Source organism: Nocardia sp. CDC153, assembly GCF_035818515.1.
GTDB lineage: Bacteria > Actinomycetota > Actinomycetes > Mycobacteriales > Mycobacteriaceae > Nocardia.
In genome coordinates this window covers 176,051-190,858 of sequence record NZ_JAYKYU010000007.1, presented here as the reverse complement: position 1 = coordinate 190,858, position 14,808 = coordinate 176,051, and the positions used below count along the sequence as shown (strand labels likewise).

The 14,808-nt window shown below is 66.4% G+C and carries 15 protein-coding genes; 6 read left to right on the top strand and 9 right to left on the bottom strand.

The genetic code is table 11. From position 1 onward, the window contains the following. Positions 1-342: 342 nt before the first annotated feature. Both VMT65_RS34080 and VMT65_RS34075 read right to left on the bottom strand, forming a co-directional pair. A complete protein-coding gene (locus tag VMT65_RS34080; RefSeq protein WP_326312787.1) occupies positions 343-669 on the bottom strand; it encodes a hypothetical protein in 327 nt (108 codons plus the stop codon). Continuing rightward, entirely contained in the window at positions 666-953 is a 288-nt protein-coding gene (locus tag VMT65_RS34075) for a hypothetical protein (RefSeq protein WP_326312786.1), read from the bottom strand. Before VMT65_RS34075 ends, VMT65_RS34080 begins: the two co-directional genes overlap by 4 nt. Positions 954-1,132: 179 nt before the next feature. Between VMT65_RS34075 and VMT65_RS34070 the strand changes: the two genes are divergently transcribed. From VMT65_RS34070 to VMT65_RS34045, 6 genes are all read left to right on the top strand, one after another. Beyond that, positions 1,133-2,488, top strand: coding sequence for a hypothetical protein (locus tag VMT65_RS34070; RefSeq protein ID WP_326312785.1), 1,356 nt, complete (start codon positions 1,133-1,135; stop codon positions 2,486-2,488). 75 nt (positions 2,489-2,563) lie between these two features. Further along, on the top strand, positions 2,564-3,355 hold the full coding sequence (locus VMT65_RS34065) for a TIGR03084 family metal-binding protein (protein ID WP_326312784.1): 792 nt from the start codon (positions 2,564-2,566) through the stop codon (positions 3,353-3,355). Positions 3,356-3,732: 377 nt separating this feature from the next. Continuing rightward, entirely contained in the window at positions 3,733-4,419 is a 687-nt protein-coding gene (locus VMT65_RS34060; RefSeq protein ID WP_326312783.1) for a hypothetical protein, read from the top strand. Beyond that, the gene (gene lhgO / locus VMT65_RS34055; protein ID WP_326312782.1) at positions 4,416-5,624 is read left to right on the top strand and encodes an L-2-hydroxyglutarate oxidase; all 1,209 of its coding nucleotides are present in this window, start codon (positions 4,416-4,418) and stop codon (positions 5,622-5,624) included. The genes VMT65_RS34060 and lhgO overlap by 4 nt, the downstream gene beginning before the upstream one ends. 85 nt (positions 5,625-5,709) lie before the next feature. After that, entirely contained in the window at positions 5,710-6,210 is a 501-nt protein-coding gene (locus VMT65_RS34050; protein WP_326312781.1) for an SRPBCC family protein, read from the top strand. Between the two features lie 10 nt (positions 6,211-6,220). After that, on the top strand, positions 6,221-6,865 hold the full coding sequence (locus VMT65_RS34045) for a ribonuclease H family protein (RefSeq protein WP_326312780.1): 645 nt from the start codon (positions 6,221-6,223) through the stop codon (positions 6,863-6,865). An 87-nt stretch (positions 6,866-6,952) separates the two neighbouring features. On the opposite strand, the gene VMT65_RS34040 is transcribed toward VMT65_RS34045, so the two are convergent. From VMT65_RS34040 to VMT65_RS34010, 7 genes are all read right to left on the bottom strand, one after another. After that, positions 6,953-7,828: a hypothetical protein gene (locus tag VMT65_RS34040; RefSeq protein ID WP_326312779.1), complete on the bottom strand. Its 876-nt coding sequence runs from the start codon at positions 7,826-7,828 to the stop codon at positions 6,953-6,955. Positions 7,829-7,918: 90 nt separating this feature from the next. After that, positions 7,919-9,091, bottom strand: coding sequence for an MlaD family protein (locus VMT65_RS34035; RefSeq protein ID WP_326312778.1), 1,173 nt, complete (start codon positions 9,089-9,091; stop codon positions 7,919-7,921). Continuing rightward, positions 9,088-10,191: an MlaD family protein gene (locus VMT65_RS34030; protein ID WP_326312777.1), complete on the bottom strand. Its 1,104-nt coding sequence runs from the start codon at positions 10,189-10,191 to the stop codon at positions 9,088-9,090. Before VMT65_RS34030 ends, VMT65_RS34035 begins: the two co-directional genes overlap by 4 nt. Continuing rightward, entirely contained in the window at positions 10,188-11,279 is a 1,092-nt protein-coding gene (locus VMT65_RS34025; protein WP_326312776.1) for an MCE family protein, read from the bottom strand. Before VMT65_RS34025 ends, VMT65_RS34030 begins: the two co-directional genes overlap by 4 nt. After that, on the bottom strand, positions 11,276-12,271 hold the full coding sequence (locus VMT65_RS34020; RefSeq protein ID WP_442790365.1) for an MCE family protein: 996 nt from the start codon (positions 12,269-12,271) through the stop codon (positions 11,276-11,278). The genes VMT65_RS34025 and VMT65_RS34020 overlap by 4 nt, the downstream gene beginning before the upstream one ends. After that, positions 12,271-13,314: an MCE family protein gene (locus tag VMT65_RS34015; protein ID WP_326312774.1), complete on the bottom strand. Its 1,044-nt coding sequence runs from the start codon at positions 13,312-13,314 to the stop codon at positions 12,271-12,273. Before VMT65_RS34015 ends, VMT65_RS34020 begins: the two co-directional genes overlap by 1 nt. Beyond that, positions 13,311-14,804, bottom strand: a complete 1,494-nt coding sequence (locus VMT65_RS34010) for an MlaD family protein (protein ID WP_326312773.1) — start codon at positions 14,802-14,804, stop codon at positions 13,311-13,313. Before VMT65_RS34010 ends, VMT65_RS34015 begins: the two co-directional genes overlap by 4 nt. Positions 14,805-14,808 lie beyond the last annotated feature (4 nt).

The following is a 14,808-nucleotide window of genomic DNA, read 5'->3' as shown; positions in this document are numbered from 1 at the left end:
TGTGGCCCAAGGCCACTGGCTCGACAAGGTCTCCCGGTTCCGAAACTGACGTGAGCCAGTGCACTGGTCGAGGTTGAGGCAGCCTGGGCGCGCCTGTCGGATATGCACCTCATCGACGGCATGCTGACGCCACTATTCCTGCGCGGTGCCGTCCGTGGCTATCTTCGGCCACGAGGCGGCGGGCACAGTGCGCGCTCGGCCCCGCGGTTTCGCCTCCGCGGAGGGCGATCGAGTCCTGTTGCAGGCGAGGGAGCTTTGTGATGGAGCCATTTCCACAAGGCGCCCGCCGACCGACTCGACGCTCAATCCCTCGTATTCCACGGCATTTTCGTGCGCTGCCGATCAGGCGGTTGCGCGCAGGCTGGACAGCACTCGGATGGCGTCGGAGAGCGGGATCATCCGGTCGGGCTGTTCGGCGGCCAAACCCATCTCGATGTACTGGCGGATCAACATGCTCGCGGTAATGCAGTGCTCGGCGGCAGTCTCCCGGATACGGTCCCGCAGCTCGGCGGGCAGTTTCAGGGACGTGGTGACCATGCCCGTCTCGATCTCGTCGATGGTCGGCGGCAACGGCGGCACGGTCGCCGTGTCGTCGAAGGTCATGCCCTCCAAAAAGGTGGCGGCTTCCTCGGAGGTGCGCGGGTAGCCGTGTTCTGTCGGGTCGCTCATTGGTTGGCCTCCCATGCGTTGTACTCAGTGAGCTGGTGCGGTCCCATCGGCACGGCCATCAGGATTTCCCAGCGAGTGGAGGGTGCGGGCAACTGCCGCAGCATAACCACCAACGGACGGCCTTCGTCGCTGCGGCCCCACACGGTCAGCACCGGTAGACCTTGATCGGTGCGGGCCGGTCGTGGCCAACGACGAGACGAGTACAGGACCTCCATCACCTCCCAGCTGAGGACCTGAAACCGTTCGAGGAACTGTTTGGCTGTCGGCGACCATACATACTCCACACCCCCACAATAATACCTTGGTATTACCGGCTGGTGGTTTTTTGCACGAGCGGGGCGATTGAATCGGCTGCGACACGGCGGGTTGGTACAGGCCAGGAGCTTTTGACAGGGGTTCCTGCCGGTGAGAGTGTTGGGAGTCCGATTTCTCACCATCAGGTTGGCCGTAGGGGGACGCTGGTATGACGACATTGGCCTCGGGGCTGTTCCTGGATTGGGAGCAGGTGACCGGGCAGCCGAAGGTTGTCGTCGATTTGATCAGTTTTCCGATCTTCAGTGCGATCGCCGGGTGGCTGACCAACTGGACCGGCGTGCTGATGTTGTTCTGGCCGATCTACTTCAAGGGGTTCCGGGTTCCGGGGCTGGAGTTTCTGTATCCGTACTTTCCGCGGCGGGTGCAGGTGTTGCCGACCTTCTCCGGGGATGGGAAGCGGCTGGGGTTTCAGGGGTTCATTCCGGCGCGGGCCGAGAAGATGGCCAGCATCTGTGTGGACAAGGCGCTCATGCGGATCGGGAGTCCGCGCGACTTCATTCACGAGCTGGATCTCGAGGGCATCGCGGACTACATCGCCGAGGTGGGGCGCAAACAGGTTCCGGCCATGGTCGACGAGATCATGAATCACGAGAACCCGGATCTGTGGGGCGCGGTGCCCAAGGCCGTGCGCAATGTGCTCTACCAGCGCATCGAGCGGGAGCTGCCGACGCTGGCGCGGCGGGCCTTCGAACAGCTCGGCGACAATGTCGATCAGCTCATCGACATCAAGGACTTCGTCATCCGGTACCTGCGGGACAACCCGACGATCCTCAAGGACCTGACCACCACCATCGCCGCGCCGGAACTGCGGTTCATGGTCCGCATCGGTCTGTTGGGCGCACCGTTCGGTCTGCTGCTGGCGCTGTATATGCAGGTGCACCACAGCATTCCGGTGTTGGGCTGGCTGCCCGGGTGGTTCGTCATCCTGTCGGCGGCCGCGGCGATCGGCGTGATCGTCAATGTCATCGCCGTGAAGATGGTGTTCGAGCCGGGCGACCCGCAGCCGCGCTACAAGTACCTGTGGAAGCAGGCGCTGCTGGCCAAGCGGCAGCCCGAGGCCGCCGCCGATCTCGCGAACATCCTTGCCTACCAGGTGCTCACGCTGCCCAACCTGGCCCGCGAACTGCTCGACGGGCCCAATGGCGACAAGACCCGCCAGCTGCTCGAACGCCTCATCTCCCAGGAGATCCACCGCCAGCTCGGCCCCACCCACTCGGTGGTGCGCACCGTCTTCGGCAAGCGGCAGTTCGACAATCTGAAGGTCGGCGCGACCTCGGCCGCGGTGGGCCTGGCCCCGAGCCTGGCCGACGATCCGGAATTCGCGGCCGCCCAGGCCAAGAAGATCGACGAGTTCGCCGCCCGCAAGCTGCAGCAGCTCACGCCGGGGGAGTTCATGGAGATGTTCTATGCCTCTGTGGAGCAGGACGCGTGGCTGCTGTATCTGCACGGTGCGGCGCTGGGCCTGGGGGTCGGGCTTGTGCATTTGATCCTTTTCGGCTGGTAGACAGCCTTTTCCGGGTCGGCCAGAAATCAAGCACGCGTGCTTGCATTTTTGGGGCCCGGCTGCGATGCTGACCCGGTGGCCGATCTCGAGGCATTGCTCGCCGACTTCACCGCCGAATGCGCCGATCTGGATCGGCTGATCGCCGACCTCGATCCCGCCGAGTGGCAGCGCGACACCCCGGCCGCGGGCTGGACCATCGCCCATCAGATCGCCCACCTGAACTGGACCGACCGGGTCGCCGCCGTCGCGGCCACGGATCCCGCCGAGTTCGACCGGCAGGTGCAGGCGGCGCTGCCCAAGATGCTCACCTTCGTGGACGAGGCGGCCGCGGAAGGGGCGAAAACCCCTGCGCCGCAACTGCTCGCGGACTGGCGGCGCGATCGCGCGGCCCTGGTCGAGGCGCTGCGCACGGTCCCGGCGGGCACCAAGCTGCCGTGGTTCGGGCCGCCCATGAGCCCGGCCTCGATGGTGACCGCGCGACTGATGGAGACCTGGGCGCACGGACAGGACGTGGCCGACGCCCTGGGCATCACCCGGGAGCCCACCGCCAGGCTGCGGCATATCGCCCACATCGGCGTGCGGACCCGCGACTTCGCCTATCTGACGCACGGCAAGGCCGCGCCCGCCGAGGACTTCCGGATCGAGTTGACCGCGCCGGACGGCCAGGTGTGGAGCTGGGGTCCCGAGGACGCCGAGCAGCGAATCACCGGTCCGGCCTTGGATTTCTGTCTGCTCGTCACGCAGCGGCGACACATCGACGATCTCGGACTGGTCGTGCGCGGGGACGACGCCCGCGAATGGCTCGGCCTGGCACAGGCTTTCGCGGGTCCCCCCGGAAGCGGCCGAACGGCGGGCCAGTTCGCCTGACCCGCCGTCATCCCGGCCTCCGACCAGAAATCCCAATTCCCACTTGGGCCTTTGTTCCCAGGTCACCTGGGAGGGAGCGAACGAGCGCCAGCTTGGGTGCGCCGTGCCTGGTGCCGACCGGACGCCGTTGGCCGGAGGTCTCTTCGATGGCAGTCGAGTTGACGCTCGCCGCTAACAGCTTTTTACCCAGGCTTTCGACAGCGAAAACCTGATGATGTCCAACCTTTCCATTCTGTGATCCTGGTCTCTTTGGTGAGTCGGTTTACCGGACGTTACCTGGACCGCCGTAACCTGGACGAGCGTACGACTTTCAAAGGTGCGGGTCGTTGCGCCGAACAGGCGCAGGGGGACAGGGGAGAGGAAAGGACGCACCAGTCATGTCGCATCAACTCGCGACACCGGCCGCCGGGTCGACCCGTCGTACGGCCCAGGCGTTCCGCTACAGCGCCATCGTCACCGCCAGCATGGCCAGCATCGGGCTGACCGTCGCCGCCGGTTCGTATATCGCCAATGAGATGGCGCACGAGCCCGGCAAACTCGCCACCACACCGCCGAGCAACCACCCGGCCCTGATCGAACTCGGCGGCGGGAACGACCCGTCGATCGCCCAGCCCACCGCGCCGCTGCCCGAAAATGTGGGCCTGGCAGCGCTTTTCACCCCTCGACCGGCGGAGCAGGCGGCGCCGCGGGTGAGTTCGGCCCGCGTGTCCGGCACGGGCGCGGCCGCGGCGACCGAGGTCCCGCGTCCGGTCGGCGGCCAGCTGCGGCTCGGCACCGCGTATCTGGGTGCGCATGTGGCTGCGGCACAGCATGATTCGGTCACGCTCACCGTCGACACCAATGTCTTCGCCACCCTCGCGGACGTGCTGCTGCACACCCCGCTCGGGGAGCAGTTGGGGATCAACTCCGATCCGAGCGCCAATACCCAGCTGCGCACCGAGGTGGACAGCCACGGCGACGTGACGCTGACGGTGTCGGATCCGGGCCTGGGCCGCTACGGCGTCCAGATCGCCCGCCATCCGGTTCCGGCCCCGGTGGAAGACTCCACCGCCGTCGCTGTGTGAGACTTCCCGGTGTGTACGACTACTGCGTGATCGGCGGCGGCATCGTCGGGGTGGCCACCGCGCACCGCATTCTCGAACGCCATCCGGGGGCGAGCCTGTTGCTGGTGGAGAAGGCCGAGCGGTTGGGCCTGCACCAGACCGGGCACAACAGCGGGGTCATCCACTCCGGCATCTACTACGAGCCCGGCAGCCTGAAGGCCCGGCTGTGCGTGCGCGGTGCGGAACTGACCAAGGAATTCGCCGCGGCACACGACATTCCGTTCCGGGTGTGCGGAAAACTGCTGGTGGCCACCGATGCCGCCGAGCACGCGCGCATGTTGGCGCTCTACGAGCGCTCGGTGACCAATGGCGTCGAGGTGGAATTGCTCGACGCCGCCGAACTGGTGCGGCGCGAGCCGCGGATCACCGGCGTCGGGGCGCTGTTCGTGGCGAGCACCGGCATCATCGACTACGGCGCGGTGACCCGGGCGCTCGCGACCCGGGTGCGCGCGGCCGGGGGTGAGATCGTGCTCGGCGCGGAGATCACGGCCATTGTCGAAACCGACTCGGCCATCACGATTTCCGGTCCCGCGGGCAGCTGGCAGGCCCGGCGGATGGTGGTGTGCGCGGGGTTGCAGGCCGATCGCCTGGCGCGGTTGGCGCGCCTGCGGGTGGATCTGCGCATCGTGCCGTTCCGCGGCGAGTACTACACGCTGCCGCCGGAGCGCCGAGATCTGGTGAACACCCTCATCTACCCGATTCCGGATCCCGAATTGCCGTTCCTGGGCGTGCATTTGAGTCCCACCATCGACGGCGAGCTCACGGTCGGGCCCAATGCGGTGCTGGGCCTGGCGCGGGAGGGCTATCGCAAGGGCAGCGTGAATCTGCGGGATGCCCGGGAGATCCTGGGCTACCGCGGTTTTCACCGGGTGGCCGCGGCCAATGTTCGCACCGGTCTGCGCGAGATGCGGAATTCGCTGTTCAAGCGCGGGTATCTGGCGCAGTGCCGCCGCTACTGTCCCGACCTGACCCGCGCCGACCTGCTGCCCCGCGAGGCCGGTATCCGCGCCCAGGCCGTGCTGCGCGATGGCACCCTGGTCCACGATTTCCTGCTCGAGCGCACCCCGCGCTCGGTGCACGTGCTCAATGCCCCGTCCCCGGCGGCCACCTCCGCCCTGCCCATCGCCGAGTACATCGCCGATCGATTGGACGCGGTGTCCATTTGAGGCTCCGCTCAATAAATAGGGACTCCGCTCAATAAATAGGATTGCTGTAGTACTTTTGAGGCAGCCGTGGGACAGGGAGCAGCCTATGGGCCATTTCAAGTACGCGAGTGACGTCGGCGCGCCGGTAGAAGTCGCGTTCACATACACGGACAACCATCAGTTCGTGCCGGACTGGGCCTTCGGCGTCGTCGCCTTCGAGCCGATCGGGGATTCCGATCATGGCGCCGGAGCCGTCTTCGCCGCGACCCTGCGGGTCGGCCTGTGGCACCCCACCATCGAGTGTGAGATCACCGACTACCGCCGCAACGCGGTCATCGAGTACACACTGCGCCGACGCCGGACGGGGAAGTCGGCGTCGGCGTGCTCCAACTTCTGCGTGATCACCCTGCGCTTCGATCCGCTCGGCTACGGCCGCGCGGTGCTGACCTCGGAAACCGAGTACTGGGTGCCGCGCGGACTCACCGGTAGGTTGCTCTCGACGATGGCGGCCGCATTGGTGCAGGCCACGGTCCGGCGAACGGAGTCGCAATTGCGTAGGGAGATAGAGGAATTCCACGGCACGGATCTTGTCGGCCGGATCGCGTAGGGTAGGCCGCATGATCATCGTGAGCACCGACGGATCATGCCTGCGCAATCCGGGCGGCGCGATCGGCTGGGCCTGGGTCAATCACGCGGGCGGCTCGGCCAGTGGCGGTGCACCCTCGGGCACCAATCAGATCGCGGAGTTGCGCGCACTCCTCGAGGCCGTTCGGGCGCATCCCGGCGCGGAACCCCTGCTCATCGAGAGCGATTCGCTCTACGCCATCAAGTGCGCCTCCGAATGGATCAATGGCTGGCGCACCAATGGCTGGAAGACCTCCACGGGCGGCGCGGTGAAGAATGTCGAGCTGATCCAGCAGATCGACCGCGCCATCGCCAGCCGGCCCGGCCCGGTCCGGTTCCGCTGGGTGCGCGGCCACGTCGGCAACTACTTCAACGAGCAGGCCGACGCGCTGGCCGGGCAGGCCGCCCGCCACGTCGCCGCCACCGGTGTCGCGACCGAGCCCGAGGATCCGGCCCCTTTAGACCCGATCACCGAGCCCCTGCCGGTCCAGGAGCCCAAGACCGAGCCGCTGCCCGTCACCAAGCCCGCCAACCACACGGAGATGGTCACGGCCACCACGCATTCCGCGGCCCAGACTCCGCGCCGCCGGGCGGCGGCCGCGAAAGCCCCTGCCCCCGAGGCACTCACGCTGTTCTGACGACTCCACCGCCCGGCCGCACGGGCGAGAACAGAAGGGCCTGTCTCCGGATTGCTCCGGGGACAGGCCCTTTCGTTGATTCAGCTCTCAGTTGCCCGGCTTGGGGGCCGCGCTGGTGGGGGCGGGCTGGGGAGCCTGGGTGGTCGAGGGGGCGGGCTGGCCGGAGGGCTGGGCACCGCCCTGCTGGTCGTTGCCGCCGCCGGACGCGCCCGGGAACAGCGGGTTCTCGTCACCGGAGTACACCGGCTGGAACTTGGAGACCAGCCACTTGCCGTCGTGCTTCTCGAGTTCCACGTAGGTGGGGATGGTGAGCACGATGGGCTTGTTGTGGAAGTCGTTGGTGGAGGTCTGGGTCAGGCTGACCAGGACCGTGGCCTTGTTCGAGTCGCCGGATTCCCACCCGCAGCGCAGCACGTTCAGCGAGGACTTGGCGTGCGCCTGGGACAGGATGTCCTTCACGTCGCCCGCCATGGGGTCGAACATCTGCTTGAACTCGCCGGTGATGAGCGCCTGCACGCGCGGGCCGAAGTCGTTCCAGGTGTTCTGGTCGTAGACCGAGACCGCCTTGGCGAAATCGCAGGCCGCCTTGGACGCCGAATCGCGGTCGGCGAGTTCATTGCTCTTGGAGTGCGATTGCCACGCGAACGCCGCCAGCCCGGCCAGCGCGGCGACCAGCAGCACACCGAGCGCGATGAGCGCGACCATCGGCACCGCGATCTTGGAACCGAGCGCCGAGGACTTCCGCTCGTCGGTCGGCTTCGATTCCGCGGCCGGTGCGGGCTTCTCGGCGGGCTCGGCCTTCGGCTCGGCCACCGGCTCGTCGGCCTTCGGCTCCGCGGCCGCCGTCTCCTTCGTCGGCTCCGGCTGCTCGGCGGCCTGGTCGGCACTGGCGCTGCCCTGGGCATCGGCCTCGGCGATGGAATCGTCTTCGGTTTTCTTGTCCTGGGCAGCGTCGTCCGACATGTATCGATCACTTTCCCGGTGCGCTGCGGCGCACCGTCTAGGTTTCGTCAGCGAGTATGCCTGTTGCGCACAGCAGCTGATTCGGGGCACTCACTTGAGCGGCGGCAGGGTCCGTTCGTTCGGGTCCGACCCCGCGGGCGGGAGCGCGCCGTTGTTCGGCACGTCCGGTCGCGGCGCATTGGCGGAGCCGCGGATCTGCTGATCCATGGGCGGGTTCTGGCAGTAGCTCGCCCACTTCGGGAAGGTGCTCTCGGTGGCCACATCCGGCCGCACCTTCTTGGTGACGTAATCGCACCAGGTGCGCGGCCAGATGTCGACGATGGTGTAGAACTCGCCGTCGTGCGCGGGCACGCCCATGGCGGAGGTGCCGACCACCAGCGACGGGAACAGGGCCCGCAGCGCCGGGGTGCGCAGTTGCGCGGCCCTGGTGATGGCCGCGAAGTTGGTGAGCAGACTGGTCGCCGGGTCGGCGGTCTTGTCCAGCACCGCGCCGAGGGTCTGCATCTGGCCGGGAGCCTGCTCCAGGATCTTCTGGAGTTCGGCATTCGCGTCGTTGAACTGATTGAACAACACACTCGAATTACGGGTCAGCGTACCCAGATCCGGCTGCGCCAGCGAGGTGGTGCCGGAGATGGTCTGCAAATTCCTGAGCAGATTGGTGGTCTGCGGCAGCAGGTTGTCCAGGCCGGTGGTCGCCACCGAGATGGCATCGATCATGGAGCGCAACTGATCCGGCCCGCCGGACAGCGCGGTGTCCAGCTCGGTCAGAATGACGCTGAACTTGTCCGGATCGATCTCGGAGATCATGGCGCTGGCGTTGTCGAGCACCGACCACACCGGGGTCGGCGTCTTGACCTTGTTCGCGTCGTACTGGATCACCGAACCGTTGTGCAGGTACGGGGCCTGATCCACGTTCGGACGGAAGTCGATGTACTGCTCGCCCGCGCCCGAGAGCGCGCCGACCGACACCAGGGTGTCGCTGGGAATGGAGTACTTGCTGTCGATTTCGGCGGTGGCCGCGATGGCCGCGCCATTGTCGATCAGCTTGATGTCGGTGACCTTGCCGATTCGGTAGCCGCGCAGGGTCACGTCGTTGCCGGACTGCAGACCGCCGGAACGGTCCAGATTGACCGTCACCCGGTAGGTCTGGCGCAGCGGGTTCACCCGCATGACGCTGATCGCCAAATAGGACGCGCCCAGCAGCAGGATCAGCACGAGCGCGGTGTTGGACACCAGGTTCTTGTGGCTCTTCACCCAGTTCATCGGTGTCCCCCGTTGATCCGGCCGTAGATGATCTGCAGCACCTGAATCAAACTGCCGCCGAAGTCGTTGAGGTCCTTGAGATCCGGGAACTTGCTGTTGGCCGGGTCGGTGAGCAGGCCGATATCGAGCATGGTGGCGGTGGCCGCGACGGCCAGGGTGTCGCCCTTGAACGAGGCGTCGGCCTTGGGCCGAATGTCGTGCAGCGCGTCGAGCGCGGGCCCGAGGGTCTGATCGGTCTTGGACAGCGCCGTCATCAACTGGCTCACATTGTCGAGCAGGCTGGCCAGCGAATCGGAGGTGGTATTGGCGTAATCGCCCAGGGCCGCACTGGTGGTGGAGACCTTGGTGAGCAGATCGCCGAGCGCCTGGTTGTTCTCGGCGATGGCGCCGATCATGCTCGGCAGGTTGTCGGCCACCTGACCGAGCTGCTGGTGGTTGGCCTCGATGGTGTCGGCCAGCGCGCTGAATCCGGCCAGTGTGCCGTCGATGCGCGCGCTGTTGGTGTTGAGACTGGTCATGACACTGGTCATTTGGGTGAGCACATGGGCCAGCTGGTCGCCGCGGCCGCCGACGATGGAGTCCAGCTCGGCGGTCAGCTTGGACAGGCTGGCGATGCCACCGCCGTTGAACAGCAACGAGATCGACATGAGCAGCTCTTCGACGGTCGCGCCCGCCGAGGTGTTGGTGAGCTGACCGCCGTCCTTGATCATGGCCGCGCCGGGTGCGGTCTTGGGCTTGGACACCGCCACGAAGACGTCACCGAGCGGGGTGGCCTGGCGCAGTTCGGCCGTGCTGCCCTCGGGCAGTTCGATGTCCTTGCGGATGGCCAGGTCCACATTGGCCTTGTAGTCCTTGGTCGTGATCTTGGTGACCACGCCGACGTCGGAACCGCCGATCTTGACCTTGGCCTGATCGGGCAGGTTCAGCGCATTGTCGAAAACCGCGTGCACCGTGTAGGTTTCGCCGCCCGCGCCGGGCTTGGGCAGCGGCAGGCTCTCGACCGTCACACCGCAGCCGGTGGCGACCACCGCGGTCGCCGACACCGCCACGGCGACGATGGTGCGCCGCAGCGCGGTGCGACGCAGAAACCGATTGCTCATTTGGTCATCCCCAGCATCGCCGCCATGAGCCCGAAGTCGGGTCCGAAATCTTCCATCTTCCCGGTGCGGCAGCCATCCGACTTCATCTGGATGCGTTCGCAGAACAGGCTGACGATCTCACCGGAGAACGCGGTGCCGATCAGACCGTGCAGGCGAATGAAGTTGCCCTGCCGGTTGACCGACCGGTCCAGGTTCTGCATGAGCAGCGGCGCCACGTCGACCACCTCGGTCACCCCGGCGGCATTGGCGCGCAGCTGGTTGGTGACATTGGTGAGCCCGGTGAGGGTGCCGTTGAGCTGATCGGAGTACTGCGAGAACGCGCCACTGGTGTTGGCCAGGAAGGCGTTCAGCTGATCCAGCGTGGCCTGCAGGCCCGGCGCCTGATCGGCCAGCAGCCCGGTCATCTGGGTGACCTTGTTGCTGAATGCGCGCACCGAATCGTCATTGTCGGCGAGCATGGTGGTGAGCTCGTTGAGCTTGATGATGATGGTGGAGATGGCGTCCTTGTTGTCGACGCCGGTCTTCAACGCACCCGAGAGCGCGTTGAGCACATCGCGCATCTTCTCGCCATTGCCGTTCATCATCGGGTACAGCACCCGACCCGAGAGCGGACCCACACCGTCCTGTCCCGGTTGGGGTTTCAGGGCGGCGGCGAAGCTGTCGATGGTCTTGATCATGGTGTCCAGCTCGACCGGGGTCTTGGTCTGCTGGGTGGTCAGGTGCGCGCCGTCGGGCAGCTTGTCGCCGCCGGTGTAGCGCGGGGTGAGCTCGATGTGCCGGTCGGTCACGATGGACGGCGAAACCAGCGCGGCCTGCACGTTTTTCGGGATGTCCACGCCCTTGTCCACGGTCATGTGGACCTCGACGTACTGACCCTTGGGCACGATCTTGTCGACCCGACCCACCTCGAGGCCGAGCACGGTGATCGGGTTGCCCTCGAACATGCCCGCGATATTGAGGAAGTCCGCGGTGAAGTGCTTGGTCTGGCCCGCGGCGTCCTTCACCCCGAGCGGGACGATGGAGCAGGAGCCCACCGCGAACGCGGCGGCACCGATCATGGCGGCCTTGGTGATGCGACTGAATCTCATTGGTGGCACCCCTCGTTCACCTGCGCGAAGCACAACCAGTTGTCCGGGAACAGCCAAGGCAGCGCGACCTCACCGTAGTTGCCATTGCCGAAGGCGTTGTTGAACTGGCGAATCGACGGCGGCATGATCGACAGCAGCCGATCCAGGTTGTCCTTGTTCTTCTGCAGGCCCTCGGCCATGGTGTTGAGCTGCTGCAGGGTCGGACCGAACTGGTTGTCGTTCTGCGCGCCGATCTGCTGCAGCTGACCGCTGAGCGCGGCGATATTGTCCAGCAACGACTTCAGCAGACCCTGGCGCTCCATCACCCGATTGGCGATGGCCTCGCCCTGGGTGATCACCAGCAGCAGGCTGTTGCGGTTGTCACCGAGAATCCGGGTGACCCGGTCCAGATCCTTGAGCAGCTGGTCGACCTGGTCCTTGCGGTTGTTCATGGTCTTGGCCAGCGCGCCGATGGCGTCGAGCGCCTGCACCGTCATCTGCGGGGTGTCGCCCATCTGCTGGTTGATCAGATTCAGCGAGTCCGCGAGCTTCTTGGTGTCGAGCTCCTCGAACTTGGGCGTGCCCTGCTGCACCACATCGGCCAGGTTGTAGGGAACGACCGTGTTGGACTTGGGGATTCGGTTCCCCTTCAGGCCGGAGCCGTCGCCGGGCGTGAGGTCGATGTAGCGCGCGCCCAGCAGGGTGGCCATCTTGATCGAGGCCTTGGCGTCGGGGCCGAGCTTCACCTTGTTGTCGACGTTCAAGGTGATCAGCACGTGATCGCCCTCGAGCTCAGCGCCCGAGACCGAGCCGACCGCGACACCGGCCACGTCCACCTTGTCGCCCACCTTGATGCCGGCGGTCTGCACGAATTCGGCCTTGATGCTCTGCTTTCCGATGCCCACCTGCTTGTACAGGGTGGAGCCGAGCAGCAGCGCGGCGATGAGCACCACGCCGAAGGTGCCGAGCCAGAAGTTGCGGTTGGCGTTGAAGCGGGATTTGAGAGTCGCCATCATGGTCGGCACACCGCCGAGTGGGAGTTGCCGCCGATCTGCGAGAACAGACCGCGCGGGAAGAGAATGCCGTACAGCGAGACGTCCAGGCTGCACAGATACGCGTTGGCGTAGGTGCCGTTCTGGGTGAACTTGCCGACATTGGCCAGGATGGCGGGCAGGTCCACCGCCGCCTGGTCCAACTTGGCGCCATTGGCCAGCAGCAGCGCCAGCGCGTCGTGGGTGGCGTTCTGGGCCAGCACCAGCTTGGGCTGGATGCTGCCGAACATGTTCACCAGAGCCGATGTGGCGTCGGCGATCTGAACGGTGGAGGCCTGCAGCGACTGACCCTGCGCGTACAGTCCGCCGATCAGGGCGCGGGTCTGGGTGACCAGCGTCTCCAGTTCGTCACCGCGCTTGGCCAGACCCGACATCACGCCGGACAGGTTGGTGATGACATCGGAGAGGATCCCGTCGCGGCGTTCGAAATCCGAGGCCACCGCGGCGGCCTGAGTGATGAACGCGCTCAGCGAGACATTGTCGCCCTGCAGCGCCTGGATGAAGGTGTTGGACAGGTTGTTCACCTGCTCGGGCTGCAGCACCTGGAACAGCGGCTGAAAACCGTTGAGCAGGGCCGAGACATCGAAGGACGGCTCGGTGCGCTCGAGCGGAATCGAGCCGTTGTTCTTCAGCGGCACGTGATCGCCGGTCTTGGGCTTGCCCGCGGGCGGCATGGCCAGCGCGAGATAGCGCTGCCCGATCAGGTTCTGGTAGCGGACCAGCGCCTTGGTGTCGCCGAACACCGTCTGATCGCGCTGCACGATGAAGGTCACCACCGCCTGGTTCTTCTTGTCCAGGTCGATCTTCTCCACCTTGCCGACACGCACACCCGCCATCCGGACGTCGTCGCCCTCGCGCAGGCCGAGCACGTCGCTGAAGGTGGCGGAGTAGGTGTTGGTGTCGCCCTTCACCGTTCGCGCGAGCGTGTTCCAGATGACCGCGGTCACCAGGATCGACACGATCGCGAAGATGCCGAACCCGATGAGCGGCTTGCGAATGCTCATCGTCCGGCCTCGCTCTTGGTCAGTTGCAAGGTCGCACCCTTCAGGATCGGGCTCAACAGCAGGTATTCGGCCGCGGTGGGACGCCGACCCAGCAGGGCGGTGATGGCGTCGTCACCGGAGAGGGCGATATCGCCAGCGGTCGGGACCGAATTGCCGCCGGTGGGAACCGAACCCGGCTGGCTGGCCGGGGCGGCGGGTGCCGGGGCGGCCGGTACCAGGTTGGGGAACAGGCCCTGCAGCGGCGTGCCCGCCAGCGGGTCGGTGCCCGGCTGCTGGGTGTCGGCGGGCTTGTCCGTCGGGGTGCCGGTGGTGGTGAGGCCCGGGATCAGCGGGAAGCCCGGCGGCGGCGCGGTGACCGGAAGATCCTTGGCCGCGTCGATGGCCCTGGGCCGCATGGCTTCCGGCAGCGTGCCCGGGTCCGAGACCAGCGGCGCGGTGGCGCAGCTGGGGGCGGCCAGATCGCCGTAGCGCGGGCAGTCGTCGCGGGTGTAGGGCTTGTAGGGCGTGAAGGTGATGCCCATGTTCCAGATCATCTGGTTCTGCGGACCCCAGTGGAAGGTCGAACCCAGCTTGCGCACCGAGTCGTTCAGATTCGAGATGGCCTGCGGGATGGCGTCCGGATTGTCCGACAGCGCGCCGAACAGGGCGCTGGTGCCGGTGGTGACGTCCTTGCCGACATTGGGGTTGCGGGCGAACAGGCCGTTCACCTTGTCGATGGTCGACTCCGAGCCGGAGATGAGCGCGGTCAGCTCGGCGCGCCGGTCGGAGATGGTCTTGGCCGTCTCGACCGAATCCCGCAGCACGCCCATGAGTTCCGGCGCGGACTGGTTGAGCGCGTGCATCGACGCGGTGAGGTCGTCGAGGAACCCGCCGACATTCGGCACCGAGGTGCGCACCCCGTCGAGCCAGCGGTCGACGCGTTCGATGGTGGAGCCGGGCATGCGCCCGCTGCCGTCGAGCGCGTAGGACAGCGTGCCCAGCACCCGGCCGAACTGCACCGGATCGATCTTGCCGAGAATGTCGCGGACCTTGGTGAGGGTGTCCTGCAGGGCGATGGTGCCCGTGGAGGTGTCCTCGGCGATCTGCGAGCCCTCCTTCAGATGCGCGGAATCGGCTCCGTTGTAGACGAGTTCGACCGAGGTGACGGCGAACAGGTTGGAGGGCACCACGCGCGCGGTGACATTGGCCGGGATGCCGTCGGTGTACTCGGGTTTCATCTCGATGTGCACCTCCTGCTTCTCGCCCTTGGCCGCCACCGACACGTCCTTGACCGCGCCGACCAGCACACCGCGGTACTTCACGTCCGCGTTGGCGGGCAGACCGTCACCGGTGGTCGTGAGATTCGCGGTGACATTGACCTTTTCGACGAAGTAGCCCCGGTACCGCGCGAACAGGAAGCCCAGCACGATGGCGATGACGGTGAGGCCGCAAACCCCGGCGATGAGCAATTGCCGCATCGTCGGTCCGCGCCCGCTCGGATCGATGAGCATCGTG

Bases quoted from the DNA above. Each gene is read 5' to 3' on its own strand.
- VMT65_RS34080 (WP_326312787.1), bottom strand. From the start codon at position 669: ATGAGCGACCCGACAGAACACGGCTACCCGCGCACCTCCGAGGAAGCC.
- VMT65_RS34070 (WP_326312785.1), top strand. From the start codon at position 1,133: ATGACGACATTGGCCTCGGGGCTGTTCCTGGATTGGGAGCAGGTGACC.
- VMT65_RS34060 (WP_326312783.1), top strand. From the start codon at position 3,733: ATGTCGCATCAACTCGCGACACCGGCCGCCGGGTCGACCCGTCGTACG.
- VMT65_RS34050 (WP_326312781.1), top strand. From the start codon at position 5,710: ATGGGCCATTTCAAGTACGCGAGTGACGTCGGCGCGCCGGTAGAAGTC.
- VMT65_RS34045 (WP_326312780.1), top strand. From the start codon at position 6,221: ATGATCATCGTGAGCACCGACGGATCATGCCTGCGCAATCCGGGCGGC.
- VMT65_RS34040 (WP_326312779.1), bottom strand. From the start codon at position 7,828: ATGTCGGACGACGCTGCCCAGGACAAGAAAACCGAAGACGATTCCATC.
- VMT65_RS34035 (WP_326312778.1), bottom strand. From the start codon at position 9,091: ATGAACTGGGTGAAGAGCCACAAGAACCTGGTGTCCAACACCGCGCTC.
- VMT65_RS34030 (WP_326312777.1), bottom strand. From the start codon at position 10,191: ATGAGCAATCGGTTTCTGCGTCGCACCGCGCTGCGGCGCACCATCGTC.
- VMT65_RS34025 (WP_326312776.1), bottom strand. From the start codon at position 11,279: ATGAGATTCAGTCGCATCACCAAGGCCGCCATGATCGGTGCCGCCGCG.
- VMT65_RS34020 (WP_442790365.1), bottom strand. From the start codon at position 12,271: ATGGCGACTCTCAAATCCCGCTTCAACGCCAACCGCAACTTCTGGCTC.
- VMT65_RS34015 (WP_326312774.1), bottom strand. From the start codon at position 13,314: ATGAGCATTCGCAAGCCGCTCATCGGGTTCGGCATCTTCGCGATCGTG.
- VMT65_RS34010 (WP_326312773.1), bottom strand. From the start codon at position 14,804: ATGCTCATCGATCCGAGCGGGCGCGGACCGACGATGCGGCAATTGCTC.